The organism is Kribbella sp. NPDC004875 (assembly GCF_042873375.1).
Lineage (GTDB): Bacteria > Actinomycetota > Actinomycetes > Propionibacteriales > Kribbellaceae > Kribbella.
In genome coordinates, this window is sequence record NZ_JBIALI010000001.1 from 1,714,329 (window position 1) to 1,737,223 (window position 22,895).

19 protein-coding genes are annotated in these 22,895 nt (G+C 69.6%); 8 read left to right on the forward strand and 11 right to left on the reverse strand.

All coding sequences use genetic code 11. The features are described from left to right. Positions 1-20: 20 nt before the first annotated feature. Positions 21-716 carry an SDR family NAD(P)-dependent oxidoreductase gene (locus ACFYRH_RS08350; RefSeq protein ID WP_387770095.1) on the reverse strand — a complete coding sequence of 232 codons (696 nt, stop codon included), beginning with the start codon at positions 714-716 and terminating at the stop codon, positions 21-23. A 103-nt stretch (positions 717-819) separates the two neighbouring features. Between ACFYRH_RS08350 and ACFYRH_RS08355 the strand changes: the two genes are divergently transcribed. Then, complete coding sequence (locus tag ACFYRH_RS08355; RefSeq protein WP_387770098.1) at positions 820-1,650, forward strand: helix-turn-helix transcriptional regulator; 831 nt, start codon at positions 820-822, stop codon at positions 1,648-1,650. 141 nt (positions 1,651-1,791) lie between these two features. Beyond that, a complete protein-coding gene (locus ACFYRH_RS08360) occupies positions 1,792-2,421 on the forward strand; it encodes a hypothetical protein (protein WP_387770101.1) in 630 nt (209 codons plus the stop codon). Positions 2,422-2,857: 436 nt separating this feature from the next. Here the strand turns inward: ACFYRH_RS08360 and ACFYRH_RS08365 are convergent, their stop codons facing one another. Together ACFYRH_RS08365 and lysX are read right to left on the reverse strand one after the other, a co-directional pair. Continuing rightward, positions 2,858-3,781, reverse strand: coding sequence for a hypothetical protein (locus tag ACFYRH_RS08365; RefSeq protein ID WP_387770103.1), 924 nt, complete (start codon positions 3,779-3,781; stop codon positions 2,858-2,860). A 57-nt stretch (positions 3,782-3,838) separates the two neighbouring features. Continuing rightward, positions 3,839-7,174, reverse strand: a complete 3,336-nt coding sequence (gene lysX / locus ACFYRH_RS08370) for a bifunctional lysylphosphatidylglycerol synthetase/lysine--tRNA ligase LysX (RefSeq protein WP_387770106.1) — start codon at positions 7,172-7,174, stop codon at positions 3,839-3,841. A 129-nt stretch (positions 7,175-7,303) separates the two neighbouring features. On the opposite strand from lysX, the gene ACFYRH_RS08375 reads away from it, so the two are divergent. The 4 genes from ACFYRH_RS08375 to ACFYRH_RS08390 all read left to right on the forward strand — a co-directional run bounded on the left by ACFYRH_RS08375 (position 7,304) and on the right by ACFYRH_RS08390 (position 9,107). Further along, entirely contained in the window at positions 7,304-7,978 is a 675-nt protein-coding gene (locus ACFYRH_RS08375) for a DUF998 domain-containing protein (protein ID WP_387770109.1), read from the forward strand. Continuing rightward, complete coding sequence (locus ACFYRH_RS08380) at positions 7,975-8,724, forward strand: alpha/beta hydrolase (RefSeq protein ID WP_387770112.1); 750 nt, start codon at positions 7,975-7,977, stop codon at positions 8,722-8,724. Before ACFYRH_RS08375 ends, ACFYRH_RS08380 begins: the two co-directional genes overlap by 4 nt. An 84-nt stretch (positions 8,725-8,808) precedes the next feature. Further along, entirely contained in the window at positions 8,809-8,934 is a 126-nt protein-coding gene (locus ACFYRH_RS08385; RefSeq protein ID WP_387770115.1) for a hypothetical protein, read from the forward strand. Then, positions 8,931-9,107, forward strand: coding sequence for a hypothetical protein (locus ACFYRH_RS08390; protein WP_387770118.1), 177 nt, complete (start codon positions 8,931-8,933; stop codon positions 9,105-9,107). The genes ACFYRH_RS08385 and ACFYRH_RS08390 overlap by 4 nt, the downstream gene beginning before the upstream one ends. A gap of 18 nt (positions 9,108-9,125) precedes the next feature. Here the strand turns inward: ACFYRH_RS08390 and ACFYRH_RS08395 are convergent, their stop codons facing one another. From ACFYRH_RS08395 to ACFYRH_RS08405, 3 genes are all read right to left on the reverse strand, one after another. Then, entirely contained in the window at positions 9,126-10,358 is a 1,233-nt protein-coding gene (locus ACFYRH_RS08395; protein WP_387770121.1) for an ROK family protein, read from the reverse strand. A gap of 171 nt (positions 10,359-10,529) precedes the next feature. Then, on the reverse strand, positions 10,530-13,454 hold the full coding sequence (locus tag ACFYRH_RS08400) for an ATP-binding protein (protein WP_387770124.1): 2,925 nt from the start codon (positions 13,452-13,454) through the stop codon (positions 10,530-10,532). A gap of 266 nt (positions 13,455-13,720) precedes the next feature. After that, positions 13,721-14,017, reverse strand: coding sequence for a LuxR C-terminal-related transcriptional regulator (locus tag ACFYRH_RS08405; protein ID WP_387770127.1), 297 nt, complete (start codon positions 14,015-14,017; stop codon positions 13,721-13,723). 132 nt (positions 14,018-14,149) lie between these two features. Here ACFYRH_RS08405 and ACFYRH_RS08410 point away from each other — a divergent pair, with 132 nt between their 5' ends. Then, positions 14,150-15,610, forward strand: coding sequence for an NAD-dependent succinate-semialdehyde dehydrogenase (locus ACFYRH_RS08410; protein ID WP_387770130.1), 1,461 nt, complete (start codon positions 14,150-14,152; stop codon positions 15,608-15,610). Here ACFYRH_RS08410 and ACFYRH_RS08415 read toward each other — a convergent pair. From ACFYRH_RS08415 to ACFYRH_RS08435, 5 genes are all read right to left on the reverse strand, one after another. Beyond that, positions 15,597-16,469, reverse strand: a complete 873-nt coding sequence (locus ACFYRH_RS08415; RefSeq protein ID WP_387770133.1) for a polysaccharide deacetylase family protein — start codon at positions 16,467-16,469, stop codon at positions 15,597-15,599. The two genes, ACFYRH_RS08410 and ACFYRH_RS08415, sit on opposite strands and share 14 nt — an antisense overlap. Before the next feature lie 70 nt (positions 16,470-16,539). Next, on the reverse strand, positions 16,540-18,978 hold the full coding sequence (locus ACFYRH_RS08420) for a glycoside hydrolase family 2 protein (protein ID WP_387770136.1): 2,439 nt from the start codon (positions 18,976-18,978) through the stop codon (positions 16,540-16,542). A 72-nt stretch (positions 18,979-19,050) separates the two neighbouring features. Beyond that, on the reverse strand, positions 19,051-19,668 hold the full coding sequence (locus ACFYRH_RS08425) for an SGNH/GDSL hydrolase family protein (RefSeq protein ID WP_387770139.1): 618 nt from the start codon (positions 19,666-19,668) through the stop codon (positions 19,051-19,053). A gap of 10 nt (positions 19,669-19,678) precedes the next feature. Beyond that, entirely contained in the window at positions 19,679-20,776 is a 1,098-nt protein-coding gene (locus tag ACFYRH_RS08430) for a Gfo/Idh/MocA family protein (RefSeq protein ID WP_387770142.1), read from the reverse strand. After that, entirely contained in the window at positions 20,773-21,522 is a 750-nt protein-coding gene (locus tag ACFYRH_RS08435) for a sugar phosphate isomerase/epimerase family protein (protein ID WP_387770145.1), read from the reverse strand. The genes ACFYRH_RS08430 and ACFYRH_RS08435 overlap by 4 nt, the downstream gene beginning before the upstream one ends. Before the next feature lie 351 nt (positions 21,523-21,873). On the opposite strand from ACFYRH_RS08435, the gene ACFYRH_RS08440 reads away from it, so the two are divergent. Next, complete coding sequence (locus ACFYRH_RS08440) at positions 21,874-22,890, forward strand: LacI family DNA-binding transcriptional regulator (protein ID WP_387770148.1); 1,017 nt, start codon at positions 21,874-21,876, stop codon at positions 22,888-22,890. Positions 22,891-22,895 lie beyond the last annotated feature (5 nt).

Below are 22,895 nucleotides of genomic sequence, written 5' to 3' on the forward strand. Positions count from 1 at the left end.
CCTTCTGGTCACTCTTCTGGTTACCAGGGCACCGTGCCGTGGATGCTCAGGTACTCCGCGGTCGGGCCGTCCTGGTCGATCGTCGCCAGCCGCACGATGATCTCGGCGCCCTCCTCGACGGTCTGGTAACCGCTGCGCCCGTTGAAGTCGGTCGCGGTGTACCCGGGGTCGACGGTGTTGATCCGCAGATTCGGCAGCTGCTTCGCGTACTGGACCGTCAGCATGTTCAGCGCCGCCTTCGACGCGCCGTACGCCGGAGCCGGGACCCACACCGGTACGGCGCCGGTGTGCGCCGCCGGGTCGACGGCGGTGGCGATCGAGCCGAGTCCGCTCGACACGTTCACGACGACCGGGTTCGCACTGCGCTCCAGCAACGGCAGGAACGCGCGCAGCATCCGCACCGGTCCGTACACGTTCAGGTCGAACACCTGGTGGATGTCCTCGGCGGTCAGGTCCCGCGCCTCCTTGCGCGGCCCCGGGATGCCGGCGTTGTTGATCAGTACGTCGAGGGCGTCGAGCTGCGCTGCGGCCGCGGCGACCGATTCGTCGCTGGTCACGTCGAGCGGCAGGTACTCCGCACCCAGGTCGCTCGCCGCCTGCTTGCCGCGCTGCGGGTCCCGGGCGCCGATGTACACGGTGTGCCCGGCCTCGACCAGCTGCCGAGCCGTTTCGTAGCCGAGGCCTCGGTTCGCCCCGGTGATGAGTGTCGTTGTCATGCCTTCACCCTCTCGCCGCCGGCCCCCACCAGGTAGTACCCACAATGTCCTAGGGAACGGCAGTACCAGGCTGACGCCGTGCGGGCGCGGAATACTGGACGGCATGGGTGAGCTCGGGAGAACGCTGCACGCCTGGCGCGATCGGGTGACGCCGGAGCAGGTCGGACTGCCCGTTGGCGGGAAGCGGCGCGCTCCGGGTCTCCGGCGCGAGGAGCTGGCGCAACTGGCCGGGCTGTCGGTGGACTACATCGTCCGGCTCGAGCAGGGCCGGTCGGACTCGCCGTCCCCGCAGGTGCTGACCGCGCTGGCCCGGGCGCTGCGGCTGTCCGATGCCGAGCGCAACCATCTGTTCGTGCTCGCGGGCGAGGTCGAGCCGACGCCCGGGCGGATCTCGACGTACATCCCGCCGGGGGTGCAGCGGATCGTCGACCAGCTCGAGGGGGCGCCGCTGTGCGTGTGTGACGCCGCCTGGACGATGATCAGCTGGAACCCGCTGTTCGCGGCGCTGATCGGCGACCCGTCGCAGTGGCGCGGGCGCGACCGGAACATCATCTACCGGCATTTCGTGGCGCCGGGCGACCGAATTGTCCAGACTCCGGAACAGCAACGAGAATTCCGGCACGCAATGGTAACGGATTTGCGTGCCGCGCTCGCCCGCTATCCGCACGACCCGGATCTGAAGGCGCTGATCGACGAACTGCGGGCGCGCGACGACGAGTTCGCGGCGCTGTGGGAGCGGCCGGTCGTCGGGTTCCACCGGTCCGAACGGAAGACGGTCCGGCATCCCGAGATCGGTGACTTCGGCATCGATTGCGACGTTCTCGCCGTACCGGGCAGTGATCTGCGGATCGTGGTGTACACGGCGGCGCCGGGCACCGAGGCCGCGGAGAAGCTCCGGCTGCTGTCGGTGATCGGTCTGCAGGCGTTGACCTGAGCAATCAGCTAACGCAGTGCATTCCTACGCTCGCGTAATGCTGTATGCACCTGACTAATGATTTCGCTTCGGCGTGGAATTTGTTCCAAGGACTGTTTGAAGTGGTCCTTCAACCGATACCCTTCCGGACTTGTGAAAGCGATGTCTGCCACGGCTTCCCGCCGCCCGCCCTGGCAGCACCCGCGGCGACTCCGTCAGGCCGCCGCCGGCGCCGGCGTCCTGCTGCTCGGCTACCTCGTCCTGGTCTTCGTCGCACTGCTCGGCGGACCCCGGATCGGTGCTTCCTTCCTGCCGCTGCCCGGTGGTGGCCCGAAGCCGGCCGTGCCGATCGCCGGGCCGCAACCCGGTCAGCCGAGTCAGAACCTCCCGGTCGGCGCGCGCGGGACCGCGACGGCCGCCGCCACCACTCCGGTTCCGACGCCGGGCGCGACCGCGCTGCCGACGACGTTGCCGACCGCAACCAAGCCGGGGGAGATCCGGTGGCCGGCCGGTCCCCCGAGTACGCCGTACCCGACCGGGACGCCGTACCCGACCGAGGCGCCGACGACGCAGATCGCCGAGACCACCCGGCCGACCATCCCGGTGGTGACCGAGCGCCCGCCCGCGACGCCGACCGTCACGCCCACCGGACGGCCGACGACCACGGCCACGCCGACCGCGCCGCCGACCAGCACCACGCCGAGCACCCCGCCGACCACCCCGGACGACCCGGGCAAGCCGCATGGCCTGGGCGGCCTCCTGGGCTCCCTCCTGGACAAGCTAGGCCTCTAGCGTCCTCAGGACACCAGTGCCATGACGAGAAACGTCGAGGTCATCCATCAGCCCAGCCCGTCCCCAGCCAGGCACCCCGGCCAGGCACCCCGGCCAGGCACCCCGGCCAGGCACCTCGGTCAGGCACCTCGGTCAGGCACCTCGGTCAGGCACCTCGGTCAGGCACCTCGGTCAGGCACCCCGGCCAGGCACCCCGGCCAGGCACCCCGGCCAGGCACCCCGGCCAGGCACCCCGGCCAGGCACCCCGGCCAGGCACCCCGGCCAGGCATTCGAGCGGTTCACCTCTGATGTTGTCCGTGAGCAGTTGGCATGCGGCGTGGGAACGGACCATTTCTGGGGTGAACCGCCCAAACGGCGCCCAAACGGCGCCACGACGGCGCCACGACGGCGCCACGACGGCGCTGCGACGGCGCTGCGGCGGCGCGTGCGGAGTAGCTAGTACGCCTCCACCTGGGTCGTGTCGGCGTTGCCGCCGGTTGTCGGCTGGAGGTTGACCTTCCAGCCCTGGTTCCGGCCGAACGTCTGGTCGAACTTTGTGAACGAGCAGTCCGACTGGAACTTCCGGTGGTTCGGATCCCAGTCCGCGCCGCTCTTGTAGTACAGGTGGTACGCGCCGCCGATCCCGTTCACGGTCGTGCTCTGCTTCGCCCGGACGTAGACCATCACCTGGGGACGGCCCGGTGGTTGGTTGTCGCCGACGATCGAGACCGCGACATCCTTCGGCGTACCGTTCGTGATCTTCAGCCGGCCCATCCCGTCGGGACCCCGGCGGACCAGGACCTCGCCGCTGTCAGGGCGCACCTGCGCGGGCGCGGGACCCGGGTCGGGCAACGCCGCACCGAACCTCAGTTCGAGGCGTTCCAGCCCGCTGAGCGCCGCGGCGAGATCGGTCCGCAGTTGCCGCTGAACCTTCTGCGAGGTGAACGCGACGCCACCACACCGCGCGTCCTCCTCGGACGCCGCCTCCGTGCTGGTCAACCGCATCGCCGCCACACCCACCCGGTCCTGCAGCAGTTCGTGTACGGCGCTCAGCCGCGAGGTCACCGACAGCGCGGCCAACCGGACGCCGATCGTGTTCAGCGACCCGGCCAGCGTGCTCATGGCGTCGGCCAACCCCTCGGCGGTCCGCACGCGGGTCAGTTTCCGCGCCGCGCCCGACAACACCTCGTCGATCCGCGTCAGCTCGGCCTGGTACGCGGCCAAGCCCAAGGGCGCCGCCGCCGAGACCGATTGCGCCGGCGCCGACGCAGCACTACCGGACGCCGACGCCGAGGCCGCAGGGATCGACGGCTGTTCCGGCCCTCCGCCGCAACCCGTCAGCAGTCCCAGCCCCGCGCACAGCACAACCCAGCACTTCATCCCCACCCCCTGGGTTCCCCAACCCGTGAGCTGCCAAGGGTATGTCATACCGGCGGCTCAGTCGCGGGGGGCGGGCCTCACGAACGGGAATGCCAGCGTGCTGCGGATGTTCTGCCCGGTGAGCATCATCATCACCCGGTCCACGCCGATCCCCAGACCTCCGGTCGGCGGCATCGCGTACTCGAGCGCGGACAGGAAATCCTCGTCGAGCGACATCGCCTCGGGGTCGCCGGCCGCGGCCTTCAGCGACTGCTCGGTGAGCCGCCGGCGCTGCTCGATCGGGTCGACCAGTTCGGAGTACGCCGTGCCGATCTCGGCGCCGAACGCGACCAGGTCCCAGCGTTCGGCGAGTCGTGGCTCGGAGCGATGCGAGCGGGTCAGCGGCGACGTCTCGAGCGGGAAGTCGGTGTAGAACGTCGGGAGGGAGGTGTTCGGCTCGACGAGTTCGTCGTACAACTCCAGCACCAGTTCACCGGCGGACATCTCGAAGGTCGTGTGCAGGCCGTGTTCGGCGCAGAGCTCCCGGAGCCGCTCGACGGGCGTGTCCGGGTCGATCGCCGTACCGGCGGCCCGGCCGACCGCATCGTGGACGGTGACCACCGGCCACTCGCCCGAGATGTCGATCTCCTCGCCGTCGCGGCGTACCACCGGCTTGCCGTGCACCGCGGTCGCGGCCTCGATCAGCAGCTCGCGGGTGAGTTCGCGCATCACGTGGTAGTCGGCGTACGGCTGGTAGGCCTCGACCGAGGTGAACTCCGGGTTGTGGGTCGCGTCGGCGCCCTCGTTGCGGAAGTTCCGGTTCAGCTCGTAGATCTTGCCCATCCCGCCGACGCTGAGCCGCTTCAGGAACAGCTCCGGCGCGATCCGCAGGAACAGGTCGGTGTCGTAGGCGTTGATGTGCGTGACGAACGGCCGCGCGTTCGCGCCACCGTGCACCGCCTGCAGCATCGGCGTCTCCACCTCGATGAACCCGCGGGTGTCGAAGCCGTTGCGCAGAGCCCGGACGGCGGCGCTGCGCTGTTGCATCATCCGCAGCGAGTCCGGGTTCGTCACCAGGTCGATGTGCCGCTGCCGGACCCGCGCCTCGGGATCGGTGAAGCCCTTCCGCTTGTCCGGCAACGGGTGCAGGCACTTCGCCGCCATCGTCCACGACGCGGTCGCGATCGACAGCTCGCCGCGACGGCTCGTCACGACCTCACCCGTCACACTCACGTGGTCGCCGATGTCGACCAGCCGTCGCCACTGCTCCAGCGGTACGTCGCCACACGTGTCGGCCGTCAGCATCACCTGGAGCTGGGTGACGCCGTCCTGCAGTTGCGCGAACGCCAGCTTGCCGTGGTTGCGCATCCGCATCACCCGGCCGGTCACGGACACCGTGTGGCCGGTGTGGTGATCCGGCGGCAGGTTCGGGTACAGCTCCCGCACTCGCTCCAGCGTCTCCGTCCGCGGCACGCTCACCGGGTACGGATCGATGCCTGCGGCAACGAGCTCGGCGAGCTTGGTACGCCGGATCTCCTCCTGCTCGGTGAGCTTCCGCGTCGGCAACGCGGGCCGCAGCAGCTCCTCCTCCTGCTCGCGTACGGCGGCGGCGAACGCGCGCCCGTCCGCCGCCATGATCGCGTGCCGCTCGGCCGTCACCGCGACGTCGACGCGGGTCCACGGCCGCGGCGCCGGCAGGAAGCCTTCCGCCGTGCCGGCTGCCAGCGCCACGTGGGCCAGGGACGTGCCACGCGAGTAGCACATCAGCCGTGGCGACCAGCGTGGCAGGTACTTCTCGTTGGACTGGTAGAGACTCTCCAGCTGCCAGAAGCGCGAGGCCGCGGTCAGCAAGGCGTTCGTCATCCGCAGCACCGGTCCGGCGCCGACCCGCTCGGCGTCGCTGAAGATCTCCCGGAACATCGCGAAGTTCAGCGAGATCCGGTGGATGCCGAGATCGCCGCCGGCGTCGATCAGCGACGTCACCATGAACTCCATCAGCCCGTTCACGGACTCGGGATCGCGTCGCATCAGGTCCAGCGAGACGCCGCGCACACCCCACGGCACGAACGACAGCAGGCCGCGGACGGCGCCGTCGGCGTCCCGCGCGATCACCATCACGCAGCGGGCGTCGGCCGGATCGCCGAGCCGCCCGAGCGCCATCGAGAAGCCACGCTCGGTCCGCGCGCCCCGCCACTTCTCCGCGAGCTGCACGTACTGCGCGAGTGCCTCGGGGGACAAGTCGCCGTGCCGCACGACCTCCGCGTGGTAGCCGGCTCGCTGGGCCCGGGTGACCGCCTGGCGCACCGGTCGCATCGTGCGGCCCTCGAGGGTGAAGTCGGCGACGTCGATGATTGCCTCGTCACCCATCGACAGCGCGCGCAGACCCGCTTCGACGTACGCCTCGGCGGCCTCTTCGCCGGCCGAGATGACGGCCGGCGACCAGCCGTAGGTCCGGGCCTCGGCGAGCCACTGCTGGATCGCGCCGGGCCAGGCCACCGGGTCGCCGAGCGGATCGCCGCTGGCCAGGCTGACGCCGTTCACCACCCGGTAGGCGATTGCGGCGTTGTTGTCCGGAGCGAACACCACCGCCTTGTCCCGGCGAGTGGCGAAGTACCCGAGGGAGTCGCGCTCGCCGTGCAGCAGGAGCAATCGGCGAACCTGGAGCTCCTCGGGCTGGGTCAGGTAGCGAACACGCTGGACCGAGCGGAGGAAGATCCAGAACGCGATCACCAGCGACGCGGCCGAGATCGCGCCGACGGTGAGACCGATCCACCCGTGGCCGTCGTGGCCGGCCATCTTGCTCCGGGACTGGCCGAGTGCGGCGATCACGGCCCAGCCGATCTTCTGCCGCTGACCGGTCAGCGTCTTCGGGAAGATCTGCGTCAGCGTGATGCTGACCGCGATCGAGATCACCATGCCGGCCACCAGCGCGCCGATGGCGAGGCGGCGGGAACCGGGCGCGAGCCGCGCGGGAAAGGCGCCACGGATCTTCCACAGGAGCACGATCAGCCCGGCGACCACGACCCACTGGACGATCGCCCACTCGAGGTCGGCCACGGTGGTGCGGTCCAGGTCGGACAACCACTCGGTGCTCCTCGGGCTGCTCAGCCGCACGGAACTGAACGCGATGTAGCCGGTCAGGCCGAACAACCAGAGCCCTTCGAACACCCACAGCACCCAGAGCAGGGCGGCCCGCTTGCCCCGCAGCAGTGCGCTACCGACCACCGCGAGGTAGACGGCGGAGAAAATCGTGTGCCCGGCCGGGATGCCGATGAAGTCGAACGCCATGTCGACGCGTTTGACGAACGCCGGCGCCGGAATGTGCAGCGGGATGGCAAGGAACGACCACACCGACGCGAGCACGACGACGCGGCCGACCCACACCGCGGCGCGCTGCTGCCAGACGGGGGTCACTGCTGCTTGTTCCGACCGCACCAGCCGATCATCCCATTAGTTCGCTGAGAGGTCGGTCGACCTAGCACTACCCTGACACTACAGCTGACGCCACAGTCAACGTGTGGGTTGTCATGCCACGCTGCCGACATGGCCGCCCTCCCGTACCGCCTGCTCCGCAATCTCATGCTTGCCGCCGGCGTGCTCTACTGCAGTCTGCTGCTGGAGGCGGCGGCCGGTTTCCCGCTCAGCGTCCAGGACTCGTTCCTCAGCGAGCTGGGCGCGCGAGACCAGTCGACCAGCCTGTACGCGCGGGCGATGGACCTGGCGACCGGCGTACTTCTGCTGGTCTCGGTCGTGCTGGCCTGGCCGGCTCGACGAGCACAGTGGGAGCTGAGCGGCCTCCTGGTCAGTACGGCGGTATTCGGGCTCGGCACGTTGTTCGACTCGTTCTCGCCGATGGACTGCGCGCCATCGGTCAGCGCGGCGTGCCGGGCGGCTGAGGCGAACGGGCAGACCGGTGTGGCGCTGGTCCTCCACGAAGTGACGTCGACGCTCGCTGGTCTCGGGAGCATCGCCATGGGCGTCTTCGCGGTCCTGGTGGTGCGACGGTGCGGCTGGGGTGGTGCGTGGAGCAAAGTGGTCGCCGTACTCGCTGGTGCGGTTGCGGTGACGCAGACGTGGCTGGGGCTGCGGACCGGGCGGGATGTTCTCCTGGGTGACGAACTGGATGCGCCGGGCATCCTGCAGCGGGTGTCGGTTTTGCTTGTCTGCCTAATGTTGGGGACAGTGCTACCGGGTCTGAGGCAGGCTTTCTCTCGATGACCGTGACGTGGATCGTGGTGCCCGGCCTGGCCGAGACTCCTGAGGAGTTCGCCCGGGTCGTCGAGCTGTTGCCGGATCTCGACGTCCGCGTCATCGATCCCTGGAGTACGCCGGTCACCTCGGACGTGGACGCGCTACGGGCGGCTGCCGACGTACCTCCGGGTGCGGAGATCGGACTGGTCGGCCATTCGATCGGTGGACTGGCAGTACTGCGCTGGGCGCTGACTCGGCCGCTCGAAGTGACCGGGCTGGTCCTTGTCGACAGCAGTCTGACGTCGGAGACGGGCTGGTGGGCGTTGTACCCCGGAACGCGGGCTGACCGGGCGATCCGCAAAGTGACGCGTTTCCTCGGGCGGGTCGGCGTACCGCAGCTGATCGGTCCGGCGATCCGGCGAGTGAGCGTGCGAGTCGGGAGCCGGTCCAATCTCGACCTGCTCCCGAAGGCGACCGCACGAGCCCGATACGGCGCCAAGACGTCGTGGCTGTTGTTCTGGGACGAGCTGGCCGGCAGTTGGCAGCTGGCTTCCGAGGTGGCGAAGCTGATCACGGATCCGGTCGCTCAGGCCGTCCCCGCCACGCTCCTGGTCGCGACCGGCGGCAGCTCCCGCTTCACCGCGAGCCGCTGGCTCGCCGGCCAGCAACGTCTCGCCGACGCACTCGGCGGAACGGTCGAGGTCCTCCGCGACTCCGCGCACCTCGTGCACCTGGACCGCCCCGACGCGATCGCCACCGCGGTCCGCGGCTAACCCCTTCCGCCGACGGACCGTACTGCCGTACGCTCACTCTACTGAAACAGTCGTGGCAGTATCTTTCTGTAGTGGATGTGAACAATGAGTGATCGCATGGTGATAAGCCGCAGCCTGCGGTGGCGATGGTTCCTCGACGACGCCCGGACCCACTGGCGACTGATCTGGCGCCTGTACGTCGACCGCGCGTACGGCTGGCACCGGCGATGATCGTGATCACCTGCTCGGTGTGTGATCGGCGCACGCTGCTGCCGATGAGCATGGTCACCGGCCTGGATCGCCGGGTCGACCTGGCGGGTCAGGTCGTGTACGAGCTCACCTACACCTGTTGGTGCGGTGCGGCCGGTGTGAAAGTGGTGAAGGGTCCCGCTCTGGCCAGGTAGTGCCGGCCAGACAGCTGGTCAGGACGTGGTGCTGGTCATCGCCGGCGTCGGGAGTTTGCGCTGCCAGACCTCGTCGAGAGCCATCCGCATCGCACCGGTGACGACCGCGTCCTCGGCCAGCGCGGACAGCTCCAGCTTCGGGTGGTTGAGCGTCAGCAGCCGGAGCTGGTCCGAAATGGCGTCCAGCAGTACGGCGCCCGCGCGCGCGACACCACCGCCGATCACGACGGCCGTCGGGTCCAGCACCAGGATCGACGGCGCCAGCGCCCGCGCGAACGACCCAGCGACCTGCTGTACGACGGCCTGCGCGACCGGGTCACGCTCCGCGGCAGCCGCGAAGACGTCCGCGGTGTCCAGCTGATCGCCACCCAACTCGGCCAGCCGCGAGTCGGGGTTGTCCAAGGCGGCCTGACGCCCCAGCGCGGCGATCGCCTCGGAGCCGACGGCACGCTCCAGCGGACCGCGGCTGTCCTCGGGATTGATCACGTCGTCGGGGCCGGTGGCAATGAAGCCGATCTCACCAGCCGCGCCCGTACCGCGGTGCAGGCGGCCGTCGATGACGATGCCGGCGCCGAGTCGCTCACCCCACTGGACAGCGAGCAGCGTGCCGGTGCCGCCGCGCGCGGCGGCGATCGCCAGCGCGGCCAGGTTGGCGTCGTTGTCCAGCATCACCGGGCAGTCGAGCAGGCCGCGGACGTGCTTGATCAGGTCGATCGCCGACCAGCCGGGCACACTCGGGACCAGCTGGACCCGGCCGGTGTGCTCGTCGACGATGCCCGGGCTCGCGGCGACCGCGGCGGCGACGTCCTCGGCCGGCACCTCGGCCTCCGCCAGCGCCTCGTTGATCACCTCACCGATGACCCCGAGTAGCTCCTGTGCGGTCCAGCCGGGTCCGGAGCGGCGTACCAGCGACAGCTTGCGGCCGGCCAGGTCGGAGACGCCGACGGTGACCCGGTGCGGGCCGACGTCCAGCCCGAGCACCGGCGCCGCACGGCCGCGCAGCGAGACCCGGATGGCGGGGCGGCCGAGCGAGCGGTCCGCGGAGTCCGGTCCGTGCTGCTGCAGCCAGCCGGCGTCGAGCAGCTCGTCAACGGCCTGGGCGACCGTCGGCCTGGCCAGACCGGTCCGCTCCACCAGTTCGGCGACGCGCAACGGTGCGGGTGCGGATCGACGGACCGCATCCAGGACCGAGGCGACATTGATCCGCCGCAGCATCGTCGTACCGCCGCCGCCGACCGTTCCCTTGCTCATGTCCGACCCCTTGCCTGCCACTCACCCAGTATAGATAGCGAGCGTTCGTAAATACCGTCCATGGTCGCACCGACTGGCGGTCACCGGTGCGTGAGTCGACAACTATCACCCATCAGGCACCGGATGTTCCAGCACACGCATCCCTGCCCGGAATCGGGCCGGCGCCTGGGATCAGTGTCGCAGGGCGGTCCGGGCGAATCTGCTGAGTGCCTCCCGGTCCGGTTGCCGGGTCTTCGCCATCAGGCTCGCCACGTGCTTCTCGACGGTCCGCGGCGAGATGTGCAGGCGGGCCGCGATCGACTTGTTGCCGATCCGATCCGCCAGCAACCGGCAGACCTCGTACTCCCGCGTGGTGATCCCGAGCTGCCGCAGCTCGGCCGGCACCCGGTCCGAACCACTCCGGCGCTGTGGCACGGTCGCACCGAACTGCCGCATCAGACTGCGGCACGCACTTGCCACTGCCTGGATGCCGGCGTTGTGGAAGTACTCCTCGGCCTGCCGCAACCACGCGACCGGTTCACCCCACCCGTCCGCATGGGCCGGCTCGGCCACCAGTCGCAGCCCGAGGTGACGCGCCATCGGATACAGCGACGCGGTTTCCGCCGCCTCCAGCATCTTGGCGTCGGCAGCGTCGGCCTCACCGTCCCGACCCAGCAGTACGGCGTGGGCGAGCTGCACGAACTGCTTGTTCCACCGCATCCCACTGGCTGCGGTCGCCGTGACCTCCTCGAAGTGCGCCCAGCCGCTCCGGCCGGCCAGTACGTCGAGCAACAGCCTCAGGCCATTCTTGCCGGAGGTGTGGAACGTCGTCGGGTTCTGCGCGTCGTACGCGAGCGCCTGCGCGAGATCAGCTTCAGCCAGCTCGCGGTTCTCCTCCAGCAGCGCGCAGAACGTCCGGGCCAGCCCGTAGGCGTACGGCAGCTCGTACTTCGCGCGCTCGCCGCCCCAGCTCTCGACCTCGGCCAGCGTCGCCTCCATCGCGGACCGGCGCCCCTGGTGCGCCTCCAGGATCGCTTTGGTGGACAGGAAGAACGTCGCCGAGCGGCCCATCCGCAGTCGCCGGGTGACCTCGAGACAGTTGTCGATCAGCTCGGCGGCCCGGGCGTACTCGGACCGCAGGATCGCTTGCTGGCTGAGCATGCTCTCGACGTCGTACGCCAGCCCGATGGCCCCGATCCGCAGCGCCTGCTGCCGCGCCTGCTCGAATTCGACGATGCTGCCGGTCGCCAGGTTGACGTTGCCGGCCCGGAAGATCTGCGACACCAGGCGCGCGATGCCCATCCCGTGGTCGTCGGCGATCTGCCGGGCCCGGTCGAAGTAGCCGGTCGACTGGTCGAGATCCTGCCCGCGGGCCAGGACACCCAGCAGTTGTAAGCCTTCGCAGGCCACCTCGGGCAGCTTGGCGCGTTCGGCCGCCGCAGCGGCACGCCGGGCCAGCTCCCTGGCGGCCTCGATCCGGTCGGGGTTGGTGCGGGACATCTCGAGGTTCGCGGCGACGATGTCGACCGGGGCGAGGTCGGCGTCCCCGGCGTCGCTGCCGAGCCAGGAGCGGGCGGTGGCGACGTGGTCCAGGGCCTCGGCCCAGCGACCGGCCACCATCTCGAGGTCGGCGAGCTTGACGTGCAGCGCGGCGACCTTGCGACTCTCGAGGTTGCGGTCCGCCAGCTCGCCGACCGTCGCTGCGTGGTCCGGGAGGTCCTCGAACCGGCCGATCGCGGTGAGCACGACCAGGAGCGAGCCGAGGACATCGGCCCGGTGGCCGATGTCGGGATCGACGGCCAGCAGGGCGTTCGCACGGTCGAGTAGGTTCATCGCCGAGCCGACCGAGCCGTCGTCGAAGGACCGGCGTCCGGCCAGTGCGAACAGCCGGCCGGCCCGTACCGCGTCGCCGCCGGTCTCGGCGAGCTCCGCGGCCATCGTGCACCACTCGCCCGGCAGACCGGGATGTAGTTCCTCGACCGCGTCCGCGCAGCGCAGCGCCACCGTGGCGCGTTCGGTCGGCGTCAGACCGGCCAGCAGTGCGTCCGCGGTGAGCGGATGCCGGAACGCGTACCAGTCCGGTGCCGGTTCGTCCGGTCCGACCAGCTGCGCGGCGAAACCCGCCCGGAGCGTTGCCAGCAGCAACTGTTCGTCCGTCCGCGTGGCGGTGCGTACGACGCTCAGCGGGAAACGGTGCCCGATCACAGCGGCCAGGACGAGGATGTCACGCGATGCCTCACCGAGTTGCGCAGTACGGTTGCTGACGCTGCGTACCACGGCATCCGGTACCGAGATGTGCACGTCCTCGACCACCTGCACAGTGCCGTCCGGGTTGACCGCCAGTTGGCCGACCCGGTTCGCCTCGTGCAGCAGTTCCTCAACAATGAAAGGGACTCCGGCGCTGTCCTTCCACAGCCGATCAACCAGCTGCCCGGGCACACCGTCGACCGGAACCTCCAGACAAGCTGCGGCGAGCTGCGTCACCTCGTCCCGGTCCAGCGGTTGCAGCTCGAGCAGAGCTGCCGCACCGCGCTGCGCCGACAGCTGTGCGAGTTCGTACGCCGCGCACGTCTCCGACCGCATCGTCGCGAGCAGCGCGATCGGCTGGTCCTCCAGGTTGTCGAGGAGGTATTCGATCACTGCCAGCGTCTCCGGGTCGGCGCCATGCAGGTCCTCCAGGACGAGCAGACACCCACGGTCACGCCCGACCAGGGCCAAGAGCCGGAGGACCGCCTCACCGAGGATGACAGGTGACGCCGCGGTGTCGTGCGAGGTGCCGTCGTCCCAGTCCGGGACCAGCCGGCCGAGCGCCTGCCGGTACAGTCCGAGGCTGTCCGTCGTCGGCATCTCTCCGCGCCGGATCAGCGACAGCAGCGCCTCCGTGAACGGACGGAACGGGACCATTGTGCCGATCGCGCCGACCCGCCCGCGCAGAGTCGCCATACCGTCGTCGAGAGCCTGTGACGTGGCTGCCGCGGCCAGTCGGCTCTTGCCGATGCCGGGCTCGCCGACAACGAAGACGGCGCCGCCCTGCCCGCCGCGGGCAGCCGCCAGCAGTTGGTGCACAGAACCGATCTCCCGGTCTCTGCCGACCACTACAGGCGAACGGGTCTGCATGGTCGCCAACTGTAACGATGCGCGGCCCTGGACGCAGGACAGAAGGCGCCTTCGCCTGGCACCCGCATCTGCCGCCGGTCCGTGCCGGACCCACCCGCTGGCCCCTGTGCCTCACGTGGCGTGTGGATGCTGGTGACAGCGGTCCCTGCAGGGTCTCGACCGGCGGCAGATGCAGACCTCCAGTATCCCGCTCACGAGCCTTGCGAGGGATTGCGGCGATGGCTGCAATAGCTGCAATGGCTGCAAGTGGCCTGCGCTCGGTCACGTCAGCCGAAACGGCGGATCAGCAGGCAGCCGGCCTGGAACCGGGACTTCGCCCCGAGCCCGGCGATCAGCGCACCGATCTCGGCGCGGACGGTGCGCAGCGAGAGGCCCAGTTCGCGCGCGATCGCCGCGTCCTTGGCGCCGGTCGACATCATCCGGCCGATCGTGATCTGACGGGCGGTCAGCTCCTTGGTCCCGGCCGGCGTCCGGCGCCGCGAGCCGAGCTCGTACACCTCACAGACGACCTCCGGTGCTACATCCTCTCGTCGAACCGCGGCAACGGCCGGATAGACCGCCATACATCACTCCTCTGCAGCGTCCCCAGTCGACGCACAGGATGACATCGACGGTCAGGCCCGCACATGGGTAGCCGGCCCCCATATTCCTGCTCGCCTAGTCTTGGAGCTGCCGACTACTTGAGAGGCAGTGCCATGTCACGAGAGCGGGACGTCGTCGAGGCTTGTCCGGCCGCGCTGTTCATCGGCGGTCAGTGGGTCGCCGCCGAGGGTGGCAGGACGCTGCCCGTCGAGGACCCGGCCACCGGTACGACGCTCTGCGACGTGGCCGACGCCAGTCCGGCGGACGGCAAGTCGGCGCTGGACGCGGCGGTCGCCGCGCAGGCCGACTGGGCCGCGACCGCGCCACGGGAGCGTGGCGAGATCCTGCGCCGCACCTATGAGCTGATGACCGAGCGGGCCGACGACCTCGCGCTGCTGATGACGCTGGAGATGGGCAAGCCGGTCGCCGAGTCCAAGGGTGAGATCGCCTACGCGGCCGAGTTCTTCCGCTGGTTCGCCGAGGAGGCGGTCCGGATCGACGGTGGGTACCAGATCGCCCCGAACGGCTCCGGCCGGTTCCTGGTGATGCGGCAGCCCGTCGGTCCGTGCCTGCTGGTCACGCCGTGGAACTTCCCGGCGGCGATGGGCGCCCGGAAGATCGGTCCGGCGGTCGCGGCCGGCTGCACGATGGTGATCAAGCCTGCCGCGCAGACCCCGCTGTCGATGCTGAAGCTGGCCGAGCTGATGACCGAGGCCGGTCTCCCGGCCGGCGTACTCAACGTGGTCACCACGCAGGACGCCGGCGGCGTGATGGAGCCGCTGATCCGCGACGGGCGGGCCCGCAAGCTCTCCTTCACCGGGTCCACCCCGGTCGGCCGGCGACTGATCGAGCAGGCCGCTGAGCAGGTGCTGCGGACCAGCATGGAGCTCGGCGGCAACGCGCCGCTGCTGGTGTTCGCCGACGCCGATCTGGACAAGGCGGTCGACGGCGCGATGCTGGCCAAGATGCGCAACGGCGGCGAGGCCTGTACGTCGGCCAACCGGATCTACGTGCAGGCGTCGGTGATGGACGAGTTCGCGTCCCGGCTGACCGCGCGGATGGCGGCGCTGAAGGTCGGCCGCGGCACCGAGGACGGCGTCGATGTCGGGCCGCTGATCGACGCCAAGCAGCGGGACAAGGTGGCGGACCTGGTCGCGGATGCGATCGCGCGTGGTGCGCGGACGCTGACCGGTGGGGCGATTGCCGAGGGCAACGGGTACTTCTACCAGCCGACGGTGCTGGCCGACGTACCGGCGACCGCGCGGTTGCAGAAGGAGGAGATCTTCGGGCCGGTGGCGCCACTGACCGCGTTCGAGACCGAGGACGAAGCCGTGGCGATGGCGAACGACACCGAGTTCGGCCTGGTGTCCTACCTCTTCACCAAGGACCTGAGCCGCGCGCTGCGGGTCTCCGAGCGCCTCGAGGCCGGCATGATCGGCCTCAACCAGGGCATCGTCTCCAACCCGGCCGCCCCGTTCGGCGGCGTCAAACAGTCCGGCCTCGGCCGCGAGGGCGGCAGCGTCGGCATCGACGAGTACCTGGAGATCAAGTATGTCGCCGTCAACGTCGACTGACCAGCTGGGTCACCGTGACCAGCTGGTAGCCGCGTGCCCGGAGTTCCCGCACGATCGGGCCGACGGCCTGGGCAGTGTACGGCGCGTTGTCGCCGCCGTGCATGTGGAGTACGACGATCGACCCGTTCTGCACGTGGTCGAGTACCTGCTTGATGATCGGCTGCGGTGACTTGGCGAACCCGTCCGCTCCCGGCACGTCCAGGCCGACCGCGGTCACGCCGGCCGGTGCCAGCTCGCGCAGGGCGGTGGCGTCGTAGCACCCGCCGGGGAACCGGAACCACCTGGTGGCGTGTGGATCCAACCGGTCCAGGTCGGCCACAGCCCGTCGTACGTCGGCCAGCATCTGCTCACGTGGCACAGTCCCCAGCGTGTAGCAGTGCTTGGTGAAACCGCGATGGTCGTAGGTGTGCGTCCCCAGCTCGAACAGCGGGTCGTTCGCCAGTTCCTTGGTGATCTGCGGGTACTGCTCCATCCACATGCCGGTCAGGAACATCGTGGCCGGCACATGCAGTGCGCGCAGCTCGTCGATCAACGCCTTGTTGTAGTACGACTTGACCGTCCCGGACACCAGCCGCCGGCGCATCAACGCGGTCAGGTCCGCATCGAAGGTCAACGCGATCTGCTTCTTGTCCCGCGGCCCGTGATCCAGCACCGGCATCACCGTGGCGTTGCTGGAGGCACCTGGTTTCGCCTGCACCGGAGCCATCGTCGGTCGCACCGGTTTCGCCGTACGCACCGGAGCAGCGGGAGCGTGTGTCTGCGGGGTCTCCGCGACCGATCCGGCCGTTGGATCGGTGTCACTGCACGCCGCAAGCGTCAGCACCAGAGCGCCGAGCGCAACACACTTCCCCCAGGTCACGGGACCCACTCTACGACCACCGCCGGCGCCTGCCCGGTGCGCCGTCGCACCGGGCCCTCCTGGCCGAACTTCAGTTCACCAGGTCGTTGGCCGACCGCAGGACCGGTACGTCGACCCGCTCGGGGGCTGCCGCGCCGGTGACGTGGAAGGTGTGGGTCTCGCCCGCGGACAGGGTCACCAGCCCCGAGTCGACCCGCGCCGCAGCGTCGAGGCGATCGGGGAAGAGCGCCAGGTCCTTGGCCAGTGCGGTTGCCGTCACCTTGACGTCGTACCCGCCGTCGGTCGGTGTCACAGTGGCCGAGTACGCGTCACCGGAGAGCTCCAGCGCGGTGTCCTCGACGAAGTACCAGTACGCCGTCGTACCGTCGGCCGCCCGTACCTCGAGGTACTCGGACGACTCCTTCGCGGGAACGGCAACCGACTCGGGCAGCCCGTTGACGACAGCCGAGCGGGCCGCGATCTCCACCGCGAACGTCTCGCGGGCGAGCACCTCACCACCCGCGCCGGTCGAGCGCCGGGTCACGGTGAGCTCGGTCGACCACGCTTCGTCCGTGTCGTTGTGGGCAGCAACGACCAGCTCGTCTTCCCGGGGCTGAACGGTCAGCAGCCGGTCGGCGTACACCTGCTTCAGTGCGAACCACAGCGGCTTGCGGATCCCGTGCCCGTCGACGGCCGCCCAGGAAACCACCGGCCAGTTGTCGTTCAGCTGCCACACGACCGCACCTGTGTTCAGCGGGAACAGGCTGCGGAAATGCTCGATGCCGTAGGCAACGGCGCGCGCCTGGTTCAGCTGCGTCGTCCAGTGCCAGTCATCGATGTTCTTCCAGAGTGGGAGGTGCTCACCGAGTCCGCGTTCCAGCTTGAGGTTGCCCTCGAACGCCTTCTGGTGCACGAGCATCTGCTGACCGTAGGGATCGAGTGGCTCGTCGTGCACGACCGACGTCAGCGTCGACCAGGCCGGCGGCCCCTGGAACCCGAACTCCGACACGAAGCGCGGCTTGTACTTGCGGTACGTCGTGTAGTCCACCTGGTTCCAGATGTCCCAGATGTGCATCGTCCCGTGCCGCTCGTCGTTCGGGTGGATGAACTGGTCGAACGAGTACGGGCTACCGGCGGAGTACGGCGTCCGCGGGTCGAGCTCACCGACGATCTTCGGGAGCAGGTCGAGGTAGTACCCCGCACCCCACGGCCGTCCGGCCAGCGGGACCCGCCAGCTCCACTCGACGTACCCCCAGATGTTCTCGTTGTTGCCGTTCCAGACCGCGAGGCTGGCGTGCTTGCTCAGCCGCGTGACGGCCTCGCGTGCCTCGGCCTCGACCTCGCTCCACAGCGACTCGTCCTCGGAGTACGCCGCGCACGCGAACAGGAAGTCCTGCCAGACCAGGATGCCGAGCTCGTCGCAGACGTCGTAGAACTGCTCGCTCTCGTAGATCCCGCCGCCCCAGACGCGCAGCAGGTTCATGCCGGCGTCCACGGCGTCCTGGATACTGGTCCGGTACGTGCCGGCGTTCAGCCGGGTCACGAACGCGTCGTCGGGGATCCAGTTCGCGCCGCGCACGTAGATCGGCTTGCCGTTCACGGACAGCACGAACGGCGTACCGTCGTTGTCCGGGGCAACGTTCAGCGTGACGGTCCGGAAGCCGACGCGGCCGTGCCAGGCGTCCTCGTTCACCGTGACGGTCACGTCGTACAGCGGCTGCTCGCCGTGGCCGCGCGGCCACCAGAGGTCCACTGCGGGGACAGTATTGGCGAGTACGACGGTGTCGGTGCCCGGCTTGACGCTCGTTGACTGTGTGGTCCCGCCGACCTCGGCCGTGACGGTGGCGTACTCGGACGCGGTGTCGGTCCAGACCAGCGAGACGTACGTGTTCAGTACGCCGTCGGCGCCCGCGAGCGGACGGACCGAGTCGATGCGGACGCCGGACCAGGACTCGATCCGGATCGGCCGCCAGATGCCCGCGGTCGCGACGTCGGGTCCCCAGTCCCAGCCGAAGTTCGACGCCATCTTCCGCAGCTCGTTGTACGGGTGCAGGTTGGTGTGCGGCCAGCTGCCGGCCTTCGCCCGTTCCGCCTCGGCCGCGGTCACCGGACCTTCGAACTCGATCACCAGCTCGTTGTCACCGGCAACGAGCACGCCGGTGACGTCGAACCGGTGCGAGCGGTGCTGGTTGATCGTCCGGCCGAGCTCCTGACCGTTCAGCGTCACCGTCGCGACCGTGTCCAGACCCTCGGCGACCAGTTCCTGCCGGTCGTTTCCGTCCGCCGTCCACGAAAACGTGGTCCGGAAACTCCAGCGGGTCCGGCCGATCCAGTGCAGCGCCGACTCGTTGTCGCCGTCGAACGGGTCCGGGATCTCGCCGGCCGCGAGCAGGTCGGTGTGTACCTCACCGGGCACGGTCGCGGCGATCGCGCGGCCGGCCAGGCCGTCCGGCACCGGGCCCTCGACCGCGTGCACGGTCCAGGCCGCGCCACCCGCGGTGGTCAGGTCGAAGGTCTTGAGTGATGTCACATCTGGCTCCAGGGAGATGAACCGGTTTAGTGGAACGGCATCGCTCCCCACAGCGTGTGGGGAGCGATGCCGTCAGTTGTCCACGTTGTCGAGGACGTACCGTCGCCACAGATCAGCGAGGGCACGGTGTCCGGCCGCGGACGGGTGCACGCCGTCGCCGGCGAGCGCCGCCGGACCGATGGTGGCGGCCTGCTTGCCGAGCTCGACATCGGTGGGGACCAGGATCGCGCCGTACTCGACGGCCAGCTTCCGGACCACCTCGAGCTTCGGGTCGAGATCCTCGCGCCACTCCTGCTGCCCGGCCTTCACCGGCAGCAGGAACGGCTCCATCAGCACCACCGCGCAGGACAGCGCGTCGAGCAGGATCCGGTACGACGCCTCGAAGGACTCCGGGGTCGTCGGGTCGTTCTCGTCGTACCGTCGCCAGACGTCGTTGATCCCGATCAGGATCGACACCAGCGACGGTTCGTGGGCCAGCACATCCTCGGTCCACCGCGCGACCAGGTCGGTCGCGCGGTTGCCGCTGATGCCGGCGTTGACGATCCGCGGCCGGCGTTCGCCGAGGTCGTCGTACAGAGCGCGGACGTAGCCGTCGCCCAGCCCGTCGGGGTCGGTACGGCGGCCGCAGTCGGTGACCGAATCCCCGGCGAACACGACGGTTCGCCGGGGATCCAGCTGGATGCTCGTCACAGTGCTCGCTTCACAGGGTCGCCGCGGTGACGTCCCAGTCGTCCGGCAGGATCGCCGCGACTTCCACCGTGCTCTTCACGTCCACGAACTGGCCGGTGTCGATCGAGTCGGTGATCGAGGCCATCACGTCGACGATGTGGAACGCCAGCGCCCCGGTCGCCCGGTGCGGCCGGTCGGCCCGGATCGCCCGCGCCATCTCCAGCACACCGGTCCCGCGCTGGGCGACCGCCTTCGTCTCGGCGATCGTCTCCCAGTCCTCGGCGCCCCGGCGACGGATCTTGATCGCACCGTCGAACCCGTTCGGGTCCGGTACGGCGAGCGTCGCGTCGGAGCCGGTGATCTCGACGAACCCGGCCCGGCCGAGCGGCGAGTCGAAGCTGAAGATGCTCTGCGACGACTGCCCCGACTCGAACTTCGCGATCGTGCTGACGTGCGTCGGCACGGTCACGTCGAAGTCGGTCCCCGCCAGCGGACCGGAGCCGATCGTGCGCTTCTCCTTGGACTTCGACCCGATACCGGCGACCGCGGCGACCGGGCCGAACAGCTGCACCAGGGTGGTCAGGTAGTACGGGCCGATGTCCCACAGCGGGCCCGCTCCCTCCTGGAACAGGAACGCCGGGTTCGGGTGCCAGGACTCCGGGCCGGGGGACTGCATCAGGGTGAGCGCGGTCAGCGGCGTACCGATGTCACCGCGCTCGATGATCCGGCGGGACTCCTGCAGGCCCGGGCCGAGGATGGTGTCGGGTGCGCAGCCGAGCCGCACGCCCGCGTCCTGGGCCGTGGCGAGCAGCTTGAGGCCGCTCTCCTGATCCAGCGAGAACGGCTTCTCGCTCCAGACGTGCTTGCCGGCGGCAACCGCCGCGAGGGCCACCTCGACGTGCGCGATCGGGATGGTCAGGTTGACCACGATCTCGACGTCCGGGTTGTTCAGCACGACCTCGGGCCCGCCGTGGGCGTCGATGCCGTACTGCTCGGCCTTCTCCTTGGCGGCCTCCGGCCGGAGGTCGCCGATCGCGACGACCTTCAGGTCCGGGAAGCTCTGCATGCTCTTGATGTAGGCGTCGGAAATCACCCCGGCGCCGATCACCCCTACGCCAACGGCTGTCATTCAGGCGCACCCTCTCCGGTGAGGAACGCGTAGCTGCCCTCGACCGCGTCGAAGATCTCGCCGGTGAAGTCGTCCAGCTCGACGACCCGGAGCGCCTGCGGCGCCGCGGCCAGGATGTCCGCGACCGCGATGGTGCCGTCGCCGACCGCGACCTGGGCCTTGTTGTTCAGCGTCCCGTCGCCGTCCTTGACGTGGATCGCCGTCACCCGCTCGCCGAACTTCTTCAGCAGCGCCGGTACGTCGGCCCCGCCGACCGCCGCCCAGTACGTGTCGACCTCGACGATCACCTCGTCGGACAGGTTGTCGACGAGGATCTCCAGGCCGTGCGCGCCGCCGATCTTCGACTCGAGCTCGAACTGGTGGTTGTGGTAGCCGACCGTGATGCCGTGCTCGGCGGCTTCCTTGGCGGCCTGGTTGAGGCCGGCGGCGATCTCCTTGATGCCGTCGGCGGACTGCCAGCGCGCCGGGTCGGTGTGCGGGTCGATCACCGTGGCGATGCCGAGCCGCTGCGCGGCGGCGTAGATCGCGGCCGTGTCGTCCTTGAGCAGGCCGGCGTGCGTGGTCGGGGCCGAGAGTCCGTGCTTGGGCAGCGCGTCGGCCAGACGGTCCGCGAAGGCGGTCACACCGAAGGGTTCGACCTTGGTGTAGCCGATCTGCGCGATCCGGGCCAGGGTGCCGTCGAAGTCTTCTTCGAGCTTGCCCCGGACCGTGTAGAGCTGGAGGGACAGGTGGTCCTTTGCGACCATGGTTTCTCCTTGTCGGCGGCGCGTTCACCCGCTGCCCTGGGGTTGGCGCCGTCTGATAAGCCGAACCGGTTAAGTAACGAAGGAAACCGTATCCCACCGGGCCCCGGCGGCACCACCCTCCGCCCAACGACTGGGCGGTCACCTGAGAGATCGCCAAGACTTTGTGACAATGCCGCGCACCGCGCCCGGGCCGGCTGTTCCGGTGGGTCGCCGGCGCGCCGGTGGCCACGGCGTTTGATCAAACGGTCACTTTGGGTTGGGCGTTGATGACACACGGTTGAAAGCGGCGCACACTGAAAGTGACCGGACCGTCCGTCAGCGGTTCGGCCACTCGTGAGGAGGGGTGTAGTCGTGTCTCGAGTGACCATCAAGGAGATCGCCCGGCGCTGTGGGGTCTCCCAAGGAGCCGTGTCCTACGCGCTCAACAACCGCCCTGGAGTGTCGGAAGCCACCCGGGCCCGCGTACTGCGAGTCGCCGCCGAACTGGAGTGGATGCCGAACCGTGCCGCCCGGCAGTTGTCCGCGGCCCGCAGCGAGACGTTCGGGCTGGTGCTCGCCCGGAGCGCGCAGACGCTGATCGAGGAGCCGTACTTCATGGGCTTCGTCGGCGGGGTGGAGTCCGTGCTCGCGGAGAAGTCCTACGCGCTCGCACTGCAGGTCGTCGCGGACCTGGACGAGGAGGTGGCGACGTACCGGAAGTGGTCGGCCGAGCGGCGGGTGGACGGCGTGATCGTCGTCGATCTCCGGGTCGCCGATCCCCGCATCCCGGTACTGCGGAAGCTCGGGCTGCCGGCCGTTCTCGTCGGCGACCCGGCGCTGGCCGACGGGCTGCCGTGCGTGTGGACCGACGGCACCGCCGCGATGAACACCGCGCTGGACCATGTCGCGTCGCTCGGGCACGGGTCGATCGCGCGGATCGCCGGACCACCGGACTTCGGCGACGTCTTCATCCGCGACCAGGCCTTCGACCTCGCCGCCTCCCGCCTGGCGCTGTCCACCATCACCTGTCACACCGACTACTCGGCCGCACAGGGCGCCGCCGCGACCCATGAAGCCCTGGCCGCCACGCCGCGGCCGACGGCGATCATCTACGACAACGACATCATGGCAGTGGCGGGTCTGGCCGTTATCCAGGCCCTGGACCTCCGCATTCCTGATGACATCACGCTGGTCGCCTGGGACGACTCGACGCTCTGCCGGATCACGCACCCGACGCTGACCGCACTCAGCCACAACGTCGTCGGCTACGGCGCCGAAGTGACCCATCACCTGCTCGCCCTCCTCGCGGGAGCCGAGCCTCAGCCGCATCTGTACTCGACTCCGCTCCTGATCATCCGCGAGAGCTCGGCCCGCGCCGCCTTCCCTTAGGCAGT

Bases quoted from the DNA above. Each gene is read 5' to 3' on its own strand.
- ACFYRH_RS08350 (WP_387770095.1), bottom strand. From the start codon at position 716: ATGACAACGACACTCATCACCGGGGCGAACCGAGGCCTCGGCTACGAA.
- ACFYRH_RS08355 (WP_387770098.1), top strand. From the start codon at position 820: ATGGGTGAGCTCGGGAGAACGCTGCACGCCTGGCGCGATCGGGTGACG.
- ACFYRH_RS08360 (WP_387770101.1), top strand. From the start codon at position 1,792: ATGTCTGCCACGGCTTCCCGCCGCCCGCCCTGGCAGCACCCGCGGCGA.
- ACFYRH_RS08365 (WP_387770103.1), bottom strand. From the start codon at position 3,781: ATGAAGTGCTGGGTTGTGCTGTGCGCGGGGCTGGGACTGCTGACGGGT.
- ACFYRH_RS08375 (WP_387770109.1), top strand. From the start codon at position 7,304: ATGGCCGCCCTCCCGTACCGCCTGCTCCGCAATCTCATGCTTGCCGCC.
- ACFYRH_RS08380 (WP_387770112.1), top strand. From the start codon at position 7,975: ATGACCGTGACGTGGATCGTGGTGCCCGGCCTGGCCGAGACTCCTGAG.
- ACFYRH_RS08385 (WP_387770115.1), top strand. From the start codon at position 8,809: ATGAGTGATCGCATGGTGATAAGCCGCAGCCTGCGGTGGCGATGGTTC.
- ACFYRH_RS08390 (WP_387770118.1), top strand. From the start codon at position 8,931: ATGATCGTGATCACCTGCTCGGTGTGTGATCGGCGCACGCTGCTGCCG.
- ACFYRH_RS08395 (WP_387770121.1), bottom strand. From the start codon at position 10,358: ATGAGCAAGGGAACGGTCGGCGGCGGCGGTACGACGATGCTGCGGCGG.
- ACFYRH_RS08400 (WP_387770124.1), bottom strand. From the start codon at position 13,454: ATGCAGACCCGTTCGCCTGTAGTGGTCGGCAGAGACCGGGAGATCGGT.
- ACFYRH_RS08405 (WP_387770127.1), bottom strand. From the start codon at position 14,017: ATGGCGGTCTATCCGGCCGTTGCCGCGGTTCGACGAGAGGATGTAGCA.
- ACFYRH_RS08410 (WP_387770130.1), top strand. From the start codon at position 14,150: ATGTCACGAGAGCGGGACGTCGTCGAGGCTTGTCCGGCCGCGCTGTTC.
- ACFYRH_RS08430 (WP_387770142.1), bottom strand. From the start codon at position 20,776: ATGACAGCCGTTGGCGTAGGGGTGATCGGCGCCGGGGTGATTTCCGAC.
- ACFYRH_RS08435 (WP_387770145.1), bottom strand. From the start codon at position 21,522: ATGGTCGCAAAGGACCACCTGTCCCTCCAGCTCTACACGGTCCGGGGC.